Annotated in this window: 22 protein-coding genes; 14 read left to right on the top strand and 8 right to left on the bottom strand. The window is 40.0% G+C overall.

The annotated features are described in order from the left end of the window. Window positions 1-94: 94 nt before the first annotated feature. Window positions 95-250 (bottom strand): hypothetical protein, encoded by a 156-nt coding sequence (locus H6G08_RS20975; RefSeq protein WP_190546385.1) that lies wholly within the window; start codon window positions 248-250, stop codon window positions 95-97. Between the two features lie 564 nt (window positions 251-814). Here H6G08_RS20975 and H6G08_RS20970 point away from each other — a divergent pair. Beyond that, window positions 815-1,291 (top strand): PD-(D/E)XK nuclease superfamily protein, encoded by a 477-nt coding sequence (locus H6G08_RS20970; protein WP_190546383.1) that lies wholly within the window; start codon window positions 815-817, stop codon window positions 1,289-1,291. Between the two features lie 308 nt (window positions 1,292-1,599). Here the strand turns inward: H6G08_RS20970 and H6G08_RS20965 are convergent, their stop codons facing one another. Continuing rightward, complete coding sequence (locus H6G08_RS20965) at window positions 1,600-2,433, bottom strand: DNA adenine methylase (protein ID WP_190546381.1); 834 nt, start codon at window positions 2,431-2,433, stop codon at window positions 1,600-1,602. 152 nt (window positions 2,434-2,585) lie between these two features. Here H6G08_RS20965 and H6G08_RS20960 point away from each other — a divergent pair, with 152 nt between their 5' ends. The 4 genes from H6G08_RS20960 to H6G08_RS20945 all read left to right on the top strand — a co-directional run bounded on the left by H6G08_RS20960 (window position 2,586) and on the right by H6G08_RS20945 (window position 4,737). Then, on the top strand, window positions 2,586-2,783 hold the full coding sequence (locus H6G08_RS20960; RefSeq protein ID WP_096643481.1) for a DUF751 family protein: 198 nt from the start codon (window positions 2,586-2,588) through the stop codon (window positions 2,781-2,783). A 119-nt stretch (window positions 2,784-2,902) separates the two neighbouring features. Further along, window positions 2,903-3,325 (top strand): 30S ribosome-binding factor RbfA, encoded by a 423-nt coding sequence (gene rbfA / locus H6G08_RS20955; protein WP_190546379.1) that lies wholly within the window; start codon window positions 2,903-2,905, stop codon window positions 3,323-3,325. A gap of 912 nt (window positions 3,326-4,237) precedes the next feature. Then, entirely contained in the window at window positions 4,238-4,474 is a 237-nt protein-coding gene (locus tag H6G08_RS20950) for a DUF4327 family protein (RefSeq protein WP_096643483.1), read from the top strand. An 83-nt stretch (window positions 4,475-4,557) separates the two neighbouring features. Beyond that, window positions 4,558-4,737 carry a hypothetical protein gene (locus H6G08_RS20945; protein WP_190546377.1) on the top strand — a complete coding sequence of 60 codons (180 nt, stop codon included), beginning with the start codon at window positions 4,558-4,560 and terminating at the stop codon, window positions 4,735-4,737. A gap of 207 nt (window positions 4,738-4,944) precedes the next feature. Here the strand turns inward: H6G08_RS20945 and H6G08_RS20940 are convergent, their stop codons facing one another. Beyond that, a complete protein-coding gene (locus H6G08_RS20940) occupies window positions 4,945-5,298 on the bottom strand; it encodes a hypothetical protein (protein WP_190546375.1) in 354 nt (117 codons plus the stop codon). A gap of 661 nt (window positions 5,299-5,959) precedes the next feature. On the opposite strand from H6G08_RS20940, the gene H6G08_RS20935 reads away from it, so the two are divergent. Continuing rightward, complete coding sequence (locus H6G08_RS20935) at window positions 5,960-6,217, top strand: hypothetical protein (RefSeq protein ID WP_096643485.1); 258 nt, start codon at window positions 5,960-5,962, stop codon at window positions 6,215-6,217. A 481-nt stretch (window positions 6,218-6,698) separates the two neighbouring features. On the opposite strand, the gene bchE is transcribed toward H6G08_RS20935, so the two are convergent. From bchE to H6G08_RS20910, 5 genes are all read right to left on the bottom strand, one after another. Continuing rightward, the gene (gene bchE / locus H6G08_RS20930) at window positions 6,699-8,354 is read right to left on the bottom strand and encodes a magnesium-protoporphyrin IX monomethyl ester anaerobic oxidative cyclase (protein ID WP_190546373.1); all 1,656 of its coding nucleotides are present in this window, start codon (window positions 8,352-8,354) and stop codon (window positions 6,699-6,701) included. A 175-nt stretch (window positions 8,355-8,529) separates the two neighbouring features. Then, the gene (gene hemN, locus H6G08_RS20925) at window positions 8,530-9,927 is read right to left on the bottom strand and encodes an oxygen-independent coproporphyrinogen III oxidase (protein ID WP_190546398.1); all 1,398 of its coding nucleotides are present in this window, start codon (window positions 9,925-9,927) and stop codon (window positions 8,530-8,532) included. A gap of 513 nt (window positions 9,928-10,440) precedes the next feature. Further along, window positions 10,441-11,193, bottom strand: a complete 753-nt coding sequence (locus tag H6G08_RS20920) for a biliverdin-producing heme oxygenase (protein ID WP_190546371.1) — start codon at window positions 11,191-11,193, stop codon at window positions 10,441-10,443. Between the two features lie 357 nt (window positions 11,194-11,550). After that, window positions 11,551-11,733 carry a hypothetical protein gene (locus H6G08_RS20915; protein WP_190546369.1) on the bottom strand — a complete coding sequence of 61 codons (183 nt, stop codon included), beginning with the start codon at window positions 11,731-11,733 and terminating at the stop codon, window positions 11,551-11,553. Between the two features lie 354 nt (window positions 11,734-12,087). Next, entirely contained in the window at window positions 12,088-12,483 is a 396-nt protein-coding gene (locus tag H6G08_RS20910; RefSeq protein ID WP_190546367.1) for a DUF6335 family protein, read from the bottom strand. A gap of 357 nt (window positions 12,484-12,840) precedes the next feature. Between H6G08_RS20910 and H6G08_RS20905 the strand changes: the two genes are divergently transcribed. From H6G08_RS20905 to H6G08_RS20870, 8 genes are all read left to right on the top strand, one after another. Continuing rightward, complete coding sequence (locus H6G08_RS20905; protein WP_190546365.1) at window positions 12,841-13,230, top strand: DUF2267 domain-containing protein; 390 nt, start codon at window positions 12,841-12,843, stop codon at window positions 13,228-13,230. A 97-nt stretch (window positions 13,231-13,327) separates the two neighbouring features. Continuing rightward, entirely contained in the window at window positions 13,328-14,425 is a 1,098-nt protein-coding gene (locus tag H6G08_RS20900) for a DJ-1/PfpI/YhbO family deglycase/protease (protein ID WP_190546363.1), read from the top strand. A 144-nt stretch (window positions 14,426-14,569) separates the two neighbouring features. Further along, a complete protein-coding gene (locus H6G08_RS20895; protein WP_190546361.1) occupies window positions 14,570-15,268 on the top strand; it encodes an SRPBCC family protein in 699 nt (232 codons plus the stop codon). 201 nt (window positions 15,269-15,469) lie between these two features. Continuing rightward, window positions 15,470-16,639: a zinc-dependent alcohol dehydrogenase gene (locus H6G08_RS20890; RefSeq protein ID WP_190546396.1), complete on the top strand. Its 1,170-nt coding sequence runs from the start codon at window positions 15,470-15,472 to the stop codon at window positions 16,637-16,639. 29 nt (window positions 16,640-16,668) lie between these two features. After that, window positions 16,669-17,220: a hypothetical protein gene (locus H6G08_RS20885; RefSeq protein ID WP_190546359.1), complete on the top strand. Its 552-nt coding sequence runs from the start codon at window positions 16,669-16,671 to the stop codon at window positions 17,218-17,220. A 287-nt stretch (window positions 17,221-17,507) separates the two neighbouring features. Then, the gene (locus H6G08_RS20880; protein WP_190546357.1) at window positions 17,508-18,683 is read left to right on the top strand and encodes a zinc-dependent alcohol dehydrogenase; all 1,176 of its coding nucleotides are present in this window, start codon (window positions 17,508-17,510) and stop codon (window positions 18,681-18,683) included. A 6-nt stretch (window positions 18,684-18,689) separates the two neighbouring features. Next, window positions 18,690-19,031 (top strand): cupin domain-containing protein, encoded by a 342-nt coding sequence (locus H6G08_RS20875; RefSeq protein ID WP_190546355.1) that lies wholly within the window; start codon window positions 18,690-18,692, stop codon window positions 19,029-19,031. A gap of 262 nt (window positions 19,032-19,293) precedes the next feature. Continuing rightward, window positions 19,294-20,241 (top strand): manganese catalase, encoded by a 948-nt coding sequence (locus H6G08_RS20870; protein ID WP_190546353.1) that lies wholly within the window; start codon window positions 19,294-19,296, stop codon window positions 20,239-20,241. The last annotated feature ends 774 nt before the right edge of the window (window positions 20,242-21,015 follow it).

Here is a 21,015-nt window from a genome sequence, read left to right as displayed (position 1 = left end):
TGGGATATGCTTTACTCATGTTGCTCTCTCGGTGCTGTCTACTATCTATTCACAGCGTATACCGAGAGAGCTTTTTTACAATCTGTCCGACTTTTCAAACATCCTCTAAACCACCATCGAGGGTGTCATTTCCTAAACCACCTAAAAGAGTATCATTGCCCGCTAGTCCAAATATTTGATCAGCATGGCTAGTGCCTGAAAGAGAGTCGTTAAAAGATGTTCCATTGATCAAGACAACATTCAGACTCATTGGTGTAATTAAATGTAGTATAAAAAGTATTGTTCGTTAAAAATCCTTAAATCTAGATAAAAATTTTGTAATTAAGACTAATGAAAAATGAAGTATAAGTGAAAAAATTATGTAATTAAGGTAAATTAAAAATAAATTTGATGTGAATTTAACTACAATTAGAAATAATGTACAATTTCTAGCTATTCATATTGTGCTCTTGAGCGCTAGGGTAAGGTGTCTAGAACCGCAATTTCTGCAACAGTATCAAATCGCAGGCATAATGTTAAAATCTGTTGATACATTTGTACTTACTATTCAAATTAATAAAATTCTCATCTGGCATTATCTACTAATTAGTAAGTCAGTAATTCATGTCGCCTATACTCACAGAAGATTTAGGTCTTTAAACCCTGTTTAGGCAGGTTTTGTTTGTGTAGATGCTGTTTCTAAGCAGCTATTTTAGGTTAAGTTGACTGGTATTAAATTGAAAATTGAAAATTCATATTAAGTAACACATTTTGTGTGACGGCTTTCGTGGAATCCTAGAATTAAGGGCGATTTTGTTTGGCACAGGGATTCAGGATGACTATGACTCAAGGCGCACGAGCAAATAAGTCAGGAAATATATTAGAAGGCAATATCGAAGCTGTCTTGAGCGGACATAATTATTTCCAAGTCGGAAGCCATGTCACTAAAGAATTTCTTTTAACTGCCACTTTATTACCAAAACGTTACGCCAAGCAGGTTTCCATCGGTACAGGAATTTATCAGACTGCTTTAAAAGTAGACTTTTATGTTGTTGGTTTACCAGTTAGCCCCGCAGGGTTAATTATTGAGTGTAAATGGCAAGAAAGTGGGGGATCGGTTGATGAAAAATTCCCTTACTTAAATATGAATATTCAGCAATCTTATCCAGCTCCAACTATTGTTGTGATTGGTGGCGAAGGGATGAGAGAAGGTGCTATTAAATGGCTCAAAAAACAAGTTGCCTATAATGGTAATTTATTAGGTGTTTATAACTTAGATAGATTTATCGCTTGGGCGAATAAACATTGTTAATTTAGTTTGTCATTTGTCATTTGTCATTTGCTATTAGATATAGCATTTCCTCATACTTTTATTTTATGTATTATGTGGCAATAAAATTTATTGCCAAAAACTTTAAAATTTGTAGGTTGGGTTGAGGAACGAAACCCAACATTTCCGGTTTTTGTTGGGTTTCACTTCGTTCAAACGCCAGTTGCTACAACGGGGGGAACCCCCGCAACGCACTGGATCCCCAACCTACAATTCATTCTTAACTGAATAATTATTAATAGCTGAAAATTTTTGATAAAATTGTATAGTATATATTTAAATTGCTTCTTTTAATAAGAAGTAATTAATAGTTCGTAAATCATGCCGCGTTTTTTTGTATTAGAATTAATTGACCTGGCTGCAGCTATGGGATAAATTTTAAAATCTATTTCCTGATATAAGTTTCTAATAAATTCACAATCGGAATTACATACCATCACTTTTACACCCTGCTTGGCTAATTTTGCGCATGTATCGCGTAAACGTTTTTGGTCTTCTTCATCAAAAGAATCACGACTATAACCTGTAAAGTAACTCGTACTACTTATCGGATAATAAGGCGGGTCGCAGAAGACAAAATCATCACTGCTAGTTGCATAATTTAATAGTTCTACAAAATCAGCTTGTTTAATTTGCGTATGAGCAAGTGCTGCTGAGGCTGCTCGTAGCAAATCTCCGTCACAAATATTCGGATTTTTATATCTGCCTATGGGTACATTAAATTGACCCTTAGAATTAACTCGATAAAGACCATTAAAACAAGTTTTATTCAAATAAATTAAGCGGGCAGCTATTTCTAAATCTGTATTTCCCGGGTTGGCTCTTACAGTATAATAGTATTCTCTACTATGACGAAGTTTATGTTCTTTCAAAAGGTCAATTAATTCCTCAACCCGATCCCGAACACAACAATATGTGGTAATTAATTCGGCGTTGATATCTGTGATAATAGCAACTTTTGGTTGTAAATGAAAAAATACAGCCCCGCCACCAATAAAAGGCTCATAGTAAGTTTGATATTTTGACGGTAAATAAGGAATATATTGTTGAATTAACCGACTTTTACCACCTGCCCATTTCAAAAAAGGACGGGGGTAAATTTCTTTAGGAATTTGGCTTACCATTGCATTGGAACTTAGTTACTAAATCTAACTACTATAAACTAACGAATCATATTTTATAGGAAATTATTAATTTTCAGACAGTATCCATTACAATTAAATTAAACACGCATATCAAAACAAACTTATAGTCTATAACAAGGCAGCCTAAATAAATGTTTGACGGATTCTGGGATAACGTCTTTCGCTACCCCCGCTACTTGATTACCATCCTCGCCGGGATTTTTTTGAATACATTTGAGCCTTTGTTTCCTCTGTTGAAACGCCCAATCACCTTGATTCCTCTCATTGGGTTATTGTTTGGCGGTTTGGCCTTTATTACTTTTACCCTGCGCGCTATGCTGGGCTATTAAGTAAAATCTAGGTTGGGGCTATAGGGGGGTTTGCCCTACAGACAGTTGGGCAAGCGCTATCGTCCCAAATTTTTCTCTATTGTTATGTTGTACAACCTCTGTGAGGAGGCAAAATTTTTATGGCTACAAATCGCCGCGTTTCCCGCGTTGCTGAATTAATCAAACGGGAAGTTAGCCAAATGTTACTCAACGGCATCAAAGATGACCGCGTGGGTACAGGAATGGTAAGTGTTACAGATGTTGATGTCTCTGGGGATCTACAACATGCCAAAATTTACGTCAGTATTTATGGCACAGAAGAAGCCAAGGCAGAAACAATGGCTGGCTTGAGGTCGGCTACAGGTTTTGTGCGCAGCGAACTTGGGGCACGGGTAAGACTACGCCGCACCCCAGAAGTAATTTTTATTGAAGACCGTTCTTTAGAACGCGGTACAAGAATTTTGACGCTATTGAATCAACTCAAGACTGAACATGAACATCCATCCGCAAATGTGTCAGCAGAGGATGACAATGCTGACGATGAGGATGATGAATTCGCGTAATCAGTCATTTAAACAACAAAGTAACTTCTGGAACAATTAACTGCTGAAAATTCGCTCATCAGTTTACAGACGTAACTAAAGAACGTCTGTTTTAATTTGACTATGGATAGGGGATAGGGACTAGGGACAAGGAATTTTAGATTTTAGATTTTAGATTCAAACCCAATCCAAAATCGCAAATCCGTCTTGAAAAGTGACGCTCCTGCGTCGCTAACGCTGCGCTAACAGATCGCCGGAAGCCGGCGCTCCGACTTTTCGCAAAATCCAAAATTGAATTGCCCAATGCCCCATGCCCCATGCCCATCTTTAAGAAATAATTAACAGATGAAAGGCTGTATGATTTCCTGGTGTACTTTAACCTAATACTTTGCAACAGTTTATACTCTAATTTCTGCAAGAGATTACTGCATACTAAGGACTCGGTATGAGATATTTTCATGCTTTATTATGGGTTTTTTCTATGATTGACTAGCTTGGAAATAGCGTTGACGGTTGACTGTTGACGGTTGACTGTTCAGAGAGATTTTCATAACCTCGTTGTGTGATTGATCGCATGACTGTCTAGCTTGAACATAGGAATTAGGGACATAAGGGAATAGCAATTATTACTTTTGCCTCATCCCCAATACCTCATACCTATTTGCATATATGGTGATGAAATTATTTCAGCTGCACTACATAGCAGGTAATGTTGACTACCCTGTTATGCTTATATGAAGCATATTTAGCCACAATGTCAGAATATGTTGACTTTCTTTACATTTCTTAAGATAATTTGAGGGTGTGTAGCGTCAAAATGAAATAAGTTCCGTATAGCAAACTACAAAACCTTAGCTACGAGTCTATTGTTGTCATGTTTGTTCCATCTAAATATCGGGAACACTATCTACGTGTAATTTGTGAGTAAAAATCATGAGTGTGAATACGGTGCCCTCTATCAGTTACTATTCTTTGGATGTAATTCAAGACGAAGCACGCCGACTAGTTGAGAAGGGAATGGTGAGCCGGCAACAGCCAATATATACACTCTGCCAATACATCCCTGCCAGAGAGTGGGTTTGCGTTGAATGTGAATTAGAAAAATGTGATTTTTTGTTACGCGATCGCATTGGCGATCTGATTGGTCGTGAAGAATGGGATAACGACTAATCAATTAGTAAATTTCTGATGTGGACTCAATTATTGATTTTGGATTGAGAGCCGAATTTGCGGGATAATCTCTGATTTTCACCATGATTACTCCAAATCCAGCATCTTTAATTCCCGTTCAAACAGAAGCATTAAAGTCTGATTTATACAAGCTTTTTTTTAGTAGCGATCGCATCGGTAATCAATTCTCACTTATATCTGACATATCCGATGTCGCCAGTATAGTATGTAGTTTCCCTAACCGGGGCAGTTTTTTATGGTAAACTGCTCCGGTAATTTTTCGCAAAAAGCCTTCCCCAGTATACAAACTAGGACTTACGCACCGAATACAAAAACCCTCACAAAGGTGGTCAAAAGTCAAAAGTCAAAAGTCAATGGTCAAAATTCAGGTTTTTGGACTATGGACTATTGACCATTGACCATTGACAAAAAGCATGAAAAATATATGATACTGCGTAATTCCTACAAACTTAGCCAACTTGCTCTAGGTATTGGTTAACGTCTTCTATAACGCGAGTGAGTTCTGCTTCTGTGGTTAAGCGAATATTTAAATCGCGGATGGTAAGCAATACTTTAGCAGCGAAGGGTGTCGGCCAGATATTTGGATTACAGAAAATTTCTAAAAATACCTCACCCGTGTAGCGATATTCTACGGGAGCCTGGGGAGTGACTTTTCCGCCCCCTGGAGTCGTTTTAGCGGCGACAGTTTTTAGCCGAGATACCAATTCTTCTAAAGCTGCTTTTAATTCCTGTGCTGCTTGGGGGGAAAAACTGAAGGAAACAGAACCTTCTACCAAGTTCAATGTTAGAGGTATGGAAGACATAAGCTATAAATTCAGCTTGATTAATAATTAATCATGGTACTGGAATTGGGGCATGGGGCATTGGGCATGGGGCATTGGGCATTGGGCATGGGGCATTGGGCATTGCAAGAAAGAGTGTAAGTTATTGGGCTTTTAGGGACATCCAATTTTTTAAATACCCAATCAATTTGTAGTGCGTAAAGCCTTTGGCATAGCTTCGCTTAACGCGTAGCGTGTCCGAAGGACAAACGTCTCGCTCGCTGGTGTTCAAAAGCGAGCAAGATGCTCGCACTACGGAATTTGGGTAATTTATTTTTTGTAAGCCCCTCAAATTGCACAATCCATCATGAAGGCTGTTGAGTATTCACAGTCAACAGTCAACAGTCAACGGTGTTATGCAATTTAGACGCCCATTAGCTTATGTGCTGCTTGTTTGATTGATCACATATGTATCTGAGTTAACAATATGGCATGGACAGAAAGGATGTCATGACAAAACATCTTTTATTGCTGCTGTATTCTGCTTGATGCCTAAGTTAGGCTGCATCCAGTTAGCACCTGCATTCTGGATGTGTTGGGTGAAAAAATATAAACAAACTCAGTTTTTATACGGATTAACTATGTTTTGATGAGTATATGTGGAATGGAAAGGACATGAAAGATTAATTAGAGAGGTAGCGTGATGAAATATGTTTCTTGGAATACTCTGTCTCGAACTGCTATGAGTGGCTTTTATGGGCACGGAAGAGGTGCGGTTTACTTGTCTCACGATGGCAATGTACATTATTGCTGGGAAGGTCAGATATCTTTAGCAGTTTTGTTTTACGATCCTGAGACTGAGTTTGTTTTGGTAAAAGAGTGGCAGAATCCCGATAACCAAACTATTCACATTGCTACTGCGATCATGCCTTTAGCGTCAAATGTCGTTTTACAGTTTTAGAATAATTTCTGCACGCTTTTGCTAAATTTAGATTTTCTCTGTGTCACCGGGAGAAGTTTTAGTAATTGATGCGGGGCTAAAAACTGTTGTTACAAGTTTTAATAGTCTTTGAGAAGTTTTAGTAATTGATGCGGGGCTAAAAACTGTTGTTACAAGTTTTAATAGTCTTTGTCTCAAGTCCGAAGTTTTGAGAAAAACTTATGTAATACCAATTCTCCAAAATGCAGCAACAGATCCAAATTCAAAAACCCTTGCTACATATAGCTTTCTTAATTTTGAATTTTGCGGAAAGTTGCGTGCGGGGGTTCCCCCCGTTGAGCAAACTTTCCAAGACGAATTTTGAATTTTGAATTGGTGTAATTCGTAATGACAATTTTGGTGAATTTGAGAGGATAAGAAAGTATAAGTAATGTAAATTTTTGTAAAGCGATCGCTCTTTTTTATTGCGTCAGAGAACTAGAGAGCGATCGCCTGAGGTAAGTTAGATTTTCATGCTGGGAACATCTTCTTGATCGCCATGATATTCTAAATCGTTAGGTGCGCCACAAGCAGAAATCTCGCTCACATCGTTAGGTGCGCCACAAGCGGAAATTTCGCCGATATTGCCAGTAAAATTCACATCGGCTGATAATTCTGGATGTTGTTGTTTGCGTTTAGCGATTTCTTCAACAGTGAGAATTTTGGACTTATCAAAACCTAACTCGATTTCGGTATGCAGTCCTTTATATTTCACTCGTTTGAGGTTGTAGAAGCGTTTGTTAAGGGTAGTTTGAGCAAAAGCCTTTAAGCAGCCTAACAGATATTTGCGCTTGAAGGGATCTTTGACAAACCAATATTCAAGGGTTTTGCGCATATAAAACCGCGCGTAGTTCCGCAACACGCCTTTGAGAACTTCTTCCCGTTCCATTGCGGTGGGCTTCATGATGGGCGTGACAAAGTTATATTGAGAATAATCTCGCACTTCCACGCGATCGCCTAATTCCTGAAACAATTCCGAAAATGGCCAAGGTGTGAACATATTCCAGTTCACCATGTCTGGTTCCCAATCCAGCGCCATTTTATAGGTTTGCTCAATTGTCTCCGGGGTTTCGTTTTCTAAACCCATAATAAATTGAGCTTCTGCAACCATCCCATTTTGTTTTAATAGTTGAATCGCCCGTTTATTCTGTTCGATTGTGGTTTCTTTACGGAATAAATTCAACTTTAATTGAGCTGCTGCTTCTGTACCTAAAGAAACGTGAACTAATCCAGCTTTGCGGTACAGGGGTAATTCTTTTTCATCGCGCAAAATATCTGTAACGCGGGTGTTAATTCCCCAATATACGCCTAAATTGCGTTCGATTAATTCGTTACATAACGCAATAAATTTGGGTTTGTTGATGGTGGGTTCTTCATCAGCCAGAATGAAAAAGCCTACCTTATGCTTTTTCACCAAAATTTCAATTTCATCGACAAAGCGCTTGGGTGAACCGGAACGGTATTTGCGCCAGAATTTCCATTGCGAACAAAAACGACAAGTAAATGGACATCCTCTCGCATAGTTGGGTACAGCTACGCGCACATTCAGAGGAGTGTAAATATATTTCTTCCAGTCTAAAAGATCCCAATCTGGGGTGAGGGTATCCAAGTCAGCAATGGGGGGATGGGCTGGTGTAGCTACGACTTTACCATCTTCCAGAAAGGCAATACCTAAAATATTACGGCGATCGCTCTCATCTGTACCATTTGCGATCGCGCGTAGTAAATTAACTGTAATCTCTTCACCTTCACCGCGAATAATATAATCTACCCAAGGTGCTTCATGCAGCACTTCATTGTACATATAGGTAGGGTGAACCCCACCCATAATTGTCTTCGCATTGGGGCAAACTTGCTTAACAATTTGTAGCGTGATTTGTGATTGATAAATCATCGGCGTAATCGCCGTTGCTAACACCACATCTGGTTGATGTTGAGCGATAATTCCTGCTAAGACATCATCAGGAATATAGTCTGTCATCGCATCAACAAACCGGATATCGGTAAAGCCAGCTTGTTTTAAAGCTCCACCAACATAAGGAACCCAACTAGGTGGCCAATTTCCAGCAATTTCCGCACCACCTGAATGATAGTTGGGCTGAATCATCATGATACGCATAGTTTTTTTCCTGCTGCTTGAAAGAGGACTGGTACCAATTCAAAATTCAAAATTCAAAATTCAAAATTAATAAAAACAGATTGGTAACCTGTTTCTAAGTTTGAATCTGTTATTTTGTTCAATTGGTATAAATAAGGATGAAATTTTTAATTTCAACTTCATCCTTCAAATGCAATTAAATTGCTTTAGAAAAAGCTGCATTTTTTCGCTGTCTGGTATGAGCGTCAAAGATGGAGGCAATATTTCTAATTAGTAATCTGCCGCTCGGTGTCACTTCAATACCATTGGGTATCATCCGAATTAAGCCATCAGCTTCTAGCAATCGCAACTCAGATAATTCTCTAGCAAAATATTCATTAAAATCCGTATCAAAAGCTATATGATATTTTTCTTCCACATCATCAATTGACAGGCGGAACTGACACATCAATTCCATAATTACAGTCCGCCGCAAAATATCATCGCGGTTGAGACTGACGCCTTTTTCAATTGGCATTTTGCCTGTATCAATTGCTTGATAATAGCTTTTTAGCTGCTTAATATTTTGGATGTAAACATCATGCAGCATACTAATCGATGTAATCCCAAAACCAAATAAATCTGATTCAGGTTTTGTGGTATATCCCTGGAAATTTCTGTGCAGTTTACCTTCTTGTTGCGCGATGGTTAATTCATCATTGGGTTTAGCAAAGTGATCCATCCCAATAAACCAATAACCATTATCAGTTAATTCTTCAATCGTCATCTTCAGAATATCTAATTTTTCTGAAGCTGGAGGTAATGCTGACTGGGGAATCTTTCTTTGTACAGGCTTCATCCAGGGGACATAAGCAAAGTTAAATACAGCTACTCTATCGGGATCGAGTTTGATAGTTTTGGCAATTGTATTTTTAAAAGTAGCTAGGCTTTGATAAGGTAAACCATAAATTAAATCCACATTCACACTTTCAAATCCTGCATCGCGAATCCAATCCATAACATTGAAGAGCATAGATTCTGGTTGGACGCGATTAATTGACTCTTGAACTTGGGGGTTAAAGTCTTGAATGCCAAAGCTAATTCGGTTAAAGCCTAAGCTTTTGAGGAAAAAGATATAATTTTTATCAACATATCTGGGATTAATTTCAATGGAGATTTCCGCATTGTCATCTAGGCGGAAGTTTTGATTAATATTGTTCCAGAGAAATTCTACCTGATGTTGATTTAAATAATTTGGCGTTCCTCCTCCCCAATGGAGTTGATGAACTTGGCGTTTGTCAGAAATTAAGTCAGAAAACTGGCGAATATTTCGCGCTACATAATTGAGATATGGATCGACGATTTCCTTGCGTTGGGTAATAATTGTATTGCAACCGCAAAAGTAGCAAGCAGTTTCACAAAAAGGAATATGAAAATAAAGAGATAAGGGCGTATTTTTATAATTACCAACTGCAATAGCTGTCCGTAAATCCAACTCGCCAAAATTATCTTTTAACTCTGTTGCTGGTGGATAACTTGTATATCTAGGTAAAGCTTGGTCGTATTTTCTGAGTAACTCCGAGTTGAATTCTACTGTTTGCGTCGCCAATTTCATGATGCTAGTAACCTTAAATGATTTTGGGCATGGGGCATGGGGCATGGGGCATGGGGCATTGGGGATTAATTATTATTGATATCCCTTATCCTTTTGATATGCCTTTTTTTCTATTATTAGTTGTGTCAAATAGCTAGGTATTTTAGCTATTTGAGGCTATTTACAGACAATTTTTGTCGTATTTTATGAGTGCAGTTATCTCATATGTAGAGTCAAGATAGCCACACGAGGAAGATTTACAAAATTCAGACAAAATCAAGGCGTTGCTGCGAATAAGTATGAATTAGGACTATTTGCTAGACGCAGAGCTAGTACAACACGGCGTAAATAAAGCTACTATTTCAAACAGTCACAAGCCTTAATATATTAACTTTTTGACTTTTGACTTTTGACTTTCGCGTAGCGGTACTAGAGAGAATAAGAGTTTGAAATATTTAATGTTTGCATTTCATACTCATATTCAGCAACGCCAAATCTGGAGTTTAACTAAATTGTAATTTTCATGGTTGCTGCTTATTCAGCCGCTACGAGTCTGACTGCATTATTACCAGGTGAACGTTCGGTGCTACCGGGTAAATCTTGACGGGTAATCAAATCAAAAACGTGATCCCCAATAGCAGCTTTGACATCTGCTTCTAATTCATGAACAACATTGCGATTGAGTTCAAATGCATAGTTAGCTTCGGCGATGATTTTCTCCGCTAAAGCATCATCTACAGGTAATGCATTTAAAGCATCGCGATATTGTCCTTTAAATGCTCTGATAGCTTCAACTGAAGGTAATTGCTCAAATTCATGAAGTCCAGTTCCTTCATTTGCTGGTAAATCTAGAGCAGAACGGATAATTTTTTTCAAACTTTGTCCGCCAGATAAATCTCCCATGTAGCGCACATAAGCATGAGCAACTAATAATGCAGGTTCGGTGTTGGCGACTTCATTAATTCGCTCTACATAAACTTTACCTGCCTCTAGTGCTGAGATTTGCTCGCGCCAGTTTTCACCGTAGTAAAAAACCAAGTCTTTCTCTAAATTGGCTTTACGGTTCAATATGGGAAAATAAATCAAACTGACTACAGGATGAGTACTATAACGCTGAAGCTGTTCTTCTAGGGCACTATAAACTAAATACAAGTTCGCAATGAGTTTCCGAAAGGGTTCTCTTTCTACAATCCCTTTGAGGAAACATTTCATAAACGCTGTATTTTCCGCCATTGTATGGGAATGTTTGGTTCCTTCCCGTAACTTGCTTGCTAGATCGGTACTCATAGTCAATTCCTAACTTCTCAATTACCTATATAACTTTATGGCTATATAGATAATCAAATAAACTAAACTTTTCAAAAATTAACCTGAGGTTGGTAAAACTTACCAAGAATCTCAGAATTGAACGGTAGTCAGGATTACGCCAGATTATTAGCAGATGAAAACTTAGCCCTAGAGCGTTCTTACCTTTGCGATAAAACCTGTCTTGGCTGGCTTTGAGGATTTCAGCCGAGATTAGCTTTATAACTTGAACCGAGACAATGATTTGTGGAGAACACCGCGCTGTTGCTTTGACAAGCTTGGCGCTTCATTGATTTTCGGTTAGCATTGGCAATTTATCTTGCGAGGGCTTTACAGAGATTAACCTAATGTTAGATTGCTTAACAGAGAAAATGCATAACTGATTTTAGCATAGCTTAAATCTAGAGAATTTAGACCAGCTTTGTTGATTTCTATTCCAACTATACTATGGGCGATCGCCTGTTGATACAAAAATACCCGATGAGCGATGCCTACGGCAACGTCAAGGACGAACGCACTCACAATTAAGCGTGGGGTTTCCCATACGTGTCAACTTAACGTAAAACCCCATTCCATCTAGCTCCCATGCTCTGCGTGGGAGCTGAGATTTATGAGGCTCTGCCTCAATTTATTAGAAGACGAGGCGGCAGCCCACGAATACGCATTTCCAGCCGGAGGCTGGAAACGAGATAGAGAAGGGTTCTGAGCTTAAGTTGACACCAATGGGGGTTTCCCCACCCCTACGGTGTATGTGATTTTTTTGAAATTTAAATCAAGCAAATATACGGCTTTAAAATTAAAAAATCATGCACAATAATCATTGTGCATTGAGATCCAGATATTTTTAATTAGAGAATAAGTATTATTTTTAGCTTATTACTCTCGTCTGTCTGTATAATCTTCAGAAGACATGGGGTCTAATTCCCAACGGCGATCGTCACGCTCTTCTAGGATATCGTTAGTACGGAGAAATGAGCGATCGTCCATTTCTAGCCCAACGGCTGCTTCTAATTCTTCAGTGACATTTTGATCGGGAGTTGGCGCAGTACCACCCACAGCTTCATCACCCACCGCATCAGCATCTTCCCAATAAGCATCAACATCCCCACCAGTAAGTTCGGGACTAGTTTCTGTATATTCGCGCCGTTCTGCTTGCATGGAGCGCCCACCAATATTGTATCCTGGTAGGTCTTTGACTCCAGTGCCGTAAGATTCAGTAATCGCTTGGGGTAAATCTTCTGTGTTGATTTGTTGTTGATTATTGTCTGACATAATTCTCAAATTTAGGGCATCTTCACCATAACCTTTTCTGTAAAAAAGCTAGTCTAACTAGGGATGTATTACTTTAGAAAGAAAACAATCTATCCCCTGAGAACGACGATAATTTAGTATTTGAACAATAATCTGGTAAATATGAATTCATGGTCAAACCCCGTGTAGTTGAAATTATTAGTTATGGGCAATAAGTTAATAAACAAACTATTTTGCTTTACGATTTATTGTTCATAACTGATATTTTATTCAAGAAAATTAACAGTCTGTGCAATGAAGATTTTTTAAATATGATGATTGCTTTCAACTACCTAAATGCTAATTACAGCATTTATTGGGAAACCTCGGAGGTAGAAAGTGGAATACAGCGAGTTTATTACCCACGTACAAAGCCTAGCCCAATCAACTTCGCGCGCAGAAGCAGAACTTGCTACTTTGGCGACAATAGAAACAATTGCAGAACGAATTGGATCTGATGAAGTCAAAAAATTAGTTGCACAGTTACCTGATGAACTACGTAACTATCTCCAAGCAGGTGATCAAGAGTCTGCTAAATCCTTTAATCTCCAAGAGTTTATAGCTCGTACAAGTCAAAAAGAAAATATCGATCCAGTAACGGCGGTAAATCATGTGCGGGCTGTGTTTGCCGTTTTGCAAAATGCAGTTCCACCAGAAATATTTACGGCTTTTCACAGCCATTTCTCTCACGATTACGAAGAACTGTTTACTACCGCACCTACCACATAGTAAACAATTCTTCGCTGCATGTGAGTAAGAATTATGCCGCCATTTTTTAGGAAATGAATTACCAAATTAGTTGACTATTTTAATTAGGAAAAATCAGATGGTACATCATAACAGTCATTCAGGTAAAAAGAAAGTTGCAATCCTCATTGAAAATAACGTTGAAGATGCAGAATTTACTGTACCTTATAACGGCTTAAAACAAGCGGGAATGGAGGTAGTTATCCTTGGTTCCCGGATGAATGAGAAATATAAGGGTAAGCAAGGTAAACTTAGCACTCAAGCTGATGCTACCACTACAGAAGCGATCGCAGCCGAATATGACGCAGTGGTAATTCCTGGCGGTATGGCTCCCGATAAAATGCGCCGTAACCCCAATACAGTAAGCTTTGTGCAAGAAGCTGTACAACAAGGAAAATTAGTCGCTGCTGTCTGTCACGGGCCGCAACTTTTGATTGAAGGTGATTTACTCAAAGGTAAACGCATCACCGGTTTTAGTGCAATTCGCAAAGATATTATCAACGCTGGTGCAAACTATATAGATGAAGCGCTAGTAGTTGATGGAAATTTGATTACTTCCCGCGAACCGGGGGATTTAGCAATCTTCACCACAGCTATCCTCAGCCGTTTGGGTTACGGCGGGAAAGACGCAGCTTTACCCAAAGAAACCGATACATCTGCTGAATGGTGGAAACTCGCTGATGCTTGGGGTGGATCAACTAAAGGCGATATCGTTAAAGGTTTGAATACTGCTTTAGCTGGCGAGCGTTATTCTTTAGAAGCCTTAGAAAAATATCTCGAAAAAGAATCAAATACAGATGCGAGATCCATTTTTCAAGAACTAATTGCCACTAAACAGCACCATATCCAAAAACTAGAAACTTACCTTGATAGATTAGGTGAAAAACCTTCCTTAGCTGCAAATATCGCCGAACAATACGCCAAAGTAAAAACCAGCTTCACCGGTAGCGATGACGTATATCAAATACGCTGCGCTTTAGGCGATTTGCAAACAGGAATTGGCGATATTGGGAATTTGTGCGCCCAATTTACCGATCCCGTAGCTACAGCGATTTTCAAACAAATTTACCAAGATTTATTAAGCTGCGAACAGCGATTAGTCACCCTATATCGTCGCTTTGTCAACGCTGAAGTGAAACCGCCCAAACCTACCACAGGTGCGGCTACAGCTATGTAATTTGTTTGACATATCAGAAGAGGACACTTCCATGCTGGAATTTTCCCAAATAGGGAAGTGTCCGTAGCGCAAAGAACACAGAGAGAGAAGAAGAGAGTCTTTGCGCCTTCACTGGTCATTGTACTGTAATCGGGAGAAAAAAAAGTGACTGCGACACCAGGAGATAGAACAAACACCAGTCAAGGTGAAGCCAGTGAAACTGAACGTTGGGCTTCTTTAATTGGTGGCGGCGCTATGGTGCTGATGGGTTTGAAACAAGGCTCGTTACGCGGCGCACTCACAGCTTTGGCTGGTGGGGGTCTGATATATCAAGGTGTTACCAAACAAAGCACGATTCAGCAAGCACAGGAAGCCGTAGGGATGAATAAACCTATCAAAGTTGAAAAGACGGTAACTATTAATAAACCTGTAGAGGAACTGTACCGTTTTTGGCACAACTTTGAGAATCTGCCGACATTTATGAAGCATCTCAAATCGGTTACGGTGTATAACCAGACACGTTCTCATTGGATTGCCAATGCACCCTTGGGTAACAGTGTGGAATGGGATGCAGACATTTTAGAAGACCGAGAAAATCAATTAATTTCTTGGGCTTCGGTGGAAGGTGCAGATGTAGATAATTCTGGTTTTGTCCGCTTTCAAAAAGCACCCGGTAACAGAGGTACAGAAGTCAAGGTAGTTCTAGAATATAACATTCCTGGCGGGCAGTTAAGTGCTGCGATCGCTAAACTCTTCGGTGAAGAACCAGAACAACAAATTGGCGACGATTTACGCCGCTTCAAAATGCTCATGGAAGCCGGAGAAATCGCCACCACAGAAGGTCAACCCTCTGGACGGCAATAGTTGAGTTTGTCAGTTGTCATTTGTCCTTTTTCATTTGCAGGACTTACGCAAAGGTAAGGTCAAATTAAACCGCAGAGGACACAGAGAAATAAGAGTTTAAGAGGGTTTGTGCGTAAGTCCTAATTTGTAAGCAACACCAATGACAAATGACAAATGACAAATGACAAATGACCAATGACTATTGACTATGGACTAATAACTATGAAAGCAGTTTGCTGGCATGGAGCCAACGATGTCCGGGTAGAGACGGTTCCCGATCCGAAAATTCTCAACCCTCGCGACGCTATTATCAAAATTACTTCCACAGCTATCTGTGGTTCAGATTTACATATCTACGGTGGCTATATTCCCACAATGCAAAAAGGTGACATTATCGGTCACGAATTTATGGGGGAAGTTGTAGATGTTGGTAGGGGAGTCCATAATTTAAAAATAGGCGATCGCGTCGTTGTTCCTTCAACAATTGGTTGTGGTTATTGCAATTATTGCCAGCGTGATATGTGGTCGCTGTGCGATAATTCCAATCCTAAAGGTTGGATGGAAGAAAAATTATACGGCAATATTACCTCAGCAATTTACGGCTACTCCCATCTATTAGGTGGTTATGCAGGCGCACAAGCAGAATATGTGCGCGTACCTTTTGCGGATGTGGGTGTTGTCAAAGTTCCTCCCGAATTACCGGACGAGATGCTGCTATTTATCTCCGACGCCATCCCCACCGGTTATATGGGAGCCGAATTTTGTGATATTCAACCAGGCGATACCGTAGCCGTATGGGGTTGCGGTGCTGTCGGACAGTTTGCCATGATTAGCGCCTACATGATGGGTGCAGAGAGAGTGATCGCGATCGATCGCTTTCCCGAACGTCTAGAAATGGCGAGAAAGTTTGCCAAAGCAGAAACAATCAACTACGAAGATGTTGATGCTGGCGAAGCGTTGAAAGAGATGACTGGTGGCCGTGGCCCCGATGCTTGCATTGATGCAGTGGGTTTAGAAGCGCATGGTGTCGGTTTAGAAGACTTCTACGATCAGACAAAACAAAAGCTGAGATTAGAAACCGATCGTCCCCATGTACTACGACAAATGATGGTAGCTGCACGTAAAGGTGGGACTCTTTCCATTATGGGTGTTTACGGTGGATTCGTAGACAAAATGCCCTTCGGTGCTGCTATTAACAAGGCTTTAACTTTCAGAATGGGACAAATGCATGGACAGAAATATATGCATTTGTTACTCAATATGATTCTGGATGGCAAACTCGATCCATCGTTTGTTGTTACCCACAAATTACCGCTAGAACAAGCACCCTACGGTTACGAGATTTTTCAACAGAAAAAGGACAACTGTATCAAAGTTGTTCTCAAACCCTGATTTCAATTTTAATTTCACGGAGGATATCTATGGTACGTGTATTTTCTTGGGTACAAAAGGTAATTGTGCGCCGGATAATAGTAGTTTTAATGGTAAGTTTGGCATTTTTAGGAATGCAAAGTTTCGGCTACAGTAATGGAATGCTAGCTCAAGCCGACACTGTGAGAACACCAGAGGGTATTTATTATAAAGGTACTCCTGATAATGTTGGTAATAACAGCAGTGGTAAGAATCTGTTGGATAAAGCTATAGATACATTAAAGCCAAATTCTGGTGATAATGTTAGAGGTAATTTTAATAGCGATCGCGGTTATTATGGCGATACAAGATCTGGCTCTGGCTCCAATAGCAGCAATAGTAATATTGGTGAAACAGTAAGAACTCCCGAAGGTATCTACTACAAAGGTACTCCTGACAATAGCCAAATTGAAAATAGCCGCAACAAACTCAGCAACGCTGCTGATAATATTCGCGAAAAGCTGAACTTAGATGAAGACACTCCTCGCGCGACAAAAGACTTTTTACATTCCGTAAAAAGCAAAGTAGGAGAAGTTGTTAATTCCGGTTCTCGGAATAATTAGAGGTATTGTAGGGTGGGCATTGCCCACCTCAAAATATTTAAAACATATTGTCAGCAATTTCCTTACTAATGGGACTGATACCTATTCTCTGTCACTTGCACTTAATATACTTCTTTTCCCTTGGCGTTCTTGGCGTCTTCTCTGCGAGACGCTACGCGAAGGTCGCCAAGGAAGAAGAGAACAAGAGAATTGGGCATAGTGTTACAAATAATTGGTAGCAATTGCAGTAAATCAAGATATTAATTGTGCCAAAGCAAAAAAAAATTCAAGCCTAAGGATTAATAATTATGAAAGCAGTTTGTTGGCATGGAGCCAATGATGTAAGGGTTGATACAGTTCCCGACCCCAAACTGATTAACCCCCGTGATGCAATTATCAAAATCACTTCTACAGCAATTTGTGGTTCTGATTTGCACCTTTACAATGGCTATATTCCCACAATGCAAAAAGGTGATATCCTTGGGCATGAATTTATGGGAGAAGTCGTTGAACTAGGGACTGCTGTTAAACATGTAAAAATAGGCGATCGCGTCGTAGTTCCCTTCACTATTTCTTGCGGTTCTTGCTTCTTCTGTCAGCGCGATTTGTGGTCTTTGTGCGACAATTCTAACCCCAATGCTTGGTTAGCAGAAAAGCAAATGGGCTACTCCCCATCAGGTCTATTTGGCTACTCTCATTTATTGGGTGGTTACGCTGGCGGTCAAGCAGAATACGCCAGAGTGCCTTTTGCCGATGTTGGCTTGTTCAAAATTCCCGATGGTTTAACGGATGAGCAAGTACTATTTTTAACTGATATTTTCCCTACAGGCTACATGGCGGCGGAAAACTGCAACATCAAACCCGGTGATATCGTTGCTGTCTGGGGTTGTGGCCCTGTTGGACAATTCGCTATCAGAAGCGCCTATATGTTGGGTGCAGAAAGAGTGATCGCCATCGACCGCATCCCCGAACGCCTACAAATGGCTAAAGAGTACGGTAAAGCCGAAATCCTCAACTACGAAGAATTAGATGTCGGTGAAGCACTCAAAGAAATGACCGGCGGTCGGGGCCCCGACTCCTGTATTGATGCGGTAGGGATGGAAGCACATGGTACAGACGCGATGGCGGTGTACGACAAGGTAAAGCAAGCAGTACGTTTAGAAACAGACCGACCCACAGCTTTAAGACAAGCAATAGTTGCTTGTGGTAAAGGCGGTCACCTATCCATTCCCGGAGTATACGGCGGCTTTTTGGACAAAATACCGATGGGTGCGGCGATGAATAAGGGTCTAACTTTCAAAATGGGACAGACTCACGTTCATAGATACGTAAAACCCTTACTAGAACATATCCAAAATGGTGATATCGATCCCTCGTTTATCATCACCCACAGCCTACCTCTAGAACAAGCGCCTCACGGCTACGAAATTTTTAAACACAAAAAAGATAACTGTATCAAAGTTGTACTCAAACCAGGACATTAAGGGCATATGAGTGACACCAGCGTTAAAAAAGTAGACTCTACCCATTCTCCTAAAGGTAAACTCGGTCAGAAGTATCTTGCATCTGGTAAGACTGTCGCAATGCGTCTTTGGGAAAATGAACAACCAAGCGAAGATAAACCGCCAACTTCCCGCGATTATGAAACTGTCGGCTATGTAATTAACGGTCGCGCTGAGTTACATATCGAAGGACAAACAATTTTGTTAGAACCAGGGAATTCTTGGGTGGTTCCTAAAGGTGCAAACCACACATATAAAATTCTCGAATCCTTTACCGCCGTTGAAGCGACGAGTCCGCCTGCACAAGTGCATGGGCGTGATGAAAATTAAAGTTTAACTGTTCTACCTGTTTCTACTTCTTATAAAAGCAAATCAACACAGAATTATACCGATAAATTGACTAGATTTATCGGTATTTTTTTGTTTGTATCTATAGTTCTAAATATCAGGATTTTTTGTAATGTGTTTATCTGGCTGGAGGCTGATGGATATATCAGTTTTAATTAGTTTCCTAGAGAGGTAAAGCAAGACAAAATGACATTGTCTGCTGAAGAAATAGCTCATCAATCAATCTCATCAATTAGGAAATAACATGTTTTATCACAATAAGAAATTGCAATATTTCAAGCCACCAGAAAAGCCTGATGCAGTCTACGCGATGAAAATTCAAGAACTCATCGGTGGGACTTTTGGCGAAATGACTGTGATGATGCAATATCTATTTCAAGGTTGGAACTGTAGAGGCCCAGCTAAATATCGGGATTTGCTACTAGATACAGGAACCGAAGAAATCGGCCACATTGAGATGTTAGCAACAACGATCGCGCATCTTCTAGATAAAGCACCACTGAGATTACAAGAAGAAGGTGCTAGAGATGCTGTGGTTGGTGCAGTTATGGGTGGTTCTAAACCAGGTGATGTAATTAATGATGTCATTGCAGCCGCTATGAATCCCCAACATGCGATCGTTTCTGGTTTAGGTGCTACCCCATCTGATAGCGTAGGCTATCCCTGGAATGGTCGTTTTATTGTCTCTAGCGGTAACCTCTTAGCAGATTTCCGCTCAAATCTCCACGCCGAATCTCAAGGACGCTTGCAAGCTGTACGCCTCTACGAGATGACAAACGATCGCGGCGTGAAAGATACCTTAAGCTTTATGATTGCTCGCGATACCATGCATCAAAATCAATGGTTAGCGGCTATTGAAGACCTAGAAAGTTCTGGATTGGAAACTACTCCTGTTCCCAGTTCTTTCCCCCTAGACTTGGAGAAACGCGAGTTCGCCTATCAATTCTGGAATCACTCTGAAGGTACTGAAAGTGCTGAAGGTCGTTGGGCAAAAGGCCCCTCAATGGATGGTAAAGGTGAATTTGAGTATGTAGCTCAACCTCAACCACTAGGCCCGGAACCAGAACCACCACAAACGCCAATCCAATTGCATGGTACGCCGAAAACTCAACAGCAACAAAAAACACAAGGTAACGGTTCTAGCGCACCCCCGCTAGTTGAGTCTGTCACTGTCAAAAACCCAGAGGTTTAGTTTGCAAATATACCTCTACCTAACTTGAAAATGGGCATGGGGCATTGGGCATTGGGCAATTCAATTTTGGATTTTGCGAAAAGTCGGAGCGCCGGCTTCCGGCGATCTGTTAGCGCAGCGTTAGCGAGTCCGCGAGCGTCTTTTGGATTGGGTTTGAATCTAAAATCTAAAATCTAAAATCTAAAATTCCTTGTCCCCCTTGTCCTTCTTCCCTAGTGGCGATATCAAATAGAATTGCTTTATATTAATTTAAAATGGTGCGATCGCCTAAATAATTCTTAATAATTTTCTCTACTTAAACTCTACTTAAAACAATAACACCCAAATTTCTACTCGCTTAGTTTTCCTCTAATTTCTCAGTAATATCTGGGGTTGTACTGATGGCTTTTCTGTTAACAGAAAATTCAAAAATCAGTCACATCTCCCCCTTAAAGGCACTATTTTGAGGAAATATCAGCTTTCGTTTTGGGTGTTATCGTTAGTTGACGAGACAGATATAGAAACAGCGTTTTTACCTCTTAACTAAATTTAACTTTTAGACTGATGGCTGTTGGATCTGCCAGGAAAGCTTTTCGGCTTCAATTAATAATTTATCACTATAATATTTTGGGTAAGTCTGATTGCAATTAAACTTTACTTGATGAGAAAGATTTGCCTGTATGGGCAGTGTCTTGTAGTCAGACATCGCTTCACGAGAAATTTAAGAAAATTTTTCATGAATTATAAAAAATTAGCCGATTTCTATGACCCTGTTATGAGAAAGGTTGGGCTGTT

Source organism: Calothrix anomala FACHB-343, assembly GCF_014696435.1.
Taxonomy (GTDB): domain Bacteria; phylum Cyanobacteriota; class Cyanobacteriia; order Cyanobacteriales; family Nostocaceae; genus Aulosira; species Aulosira anomala_A.
This window is presented reverse-complemented; position numbering and strand designations above follow the sequence as displayed.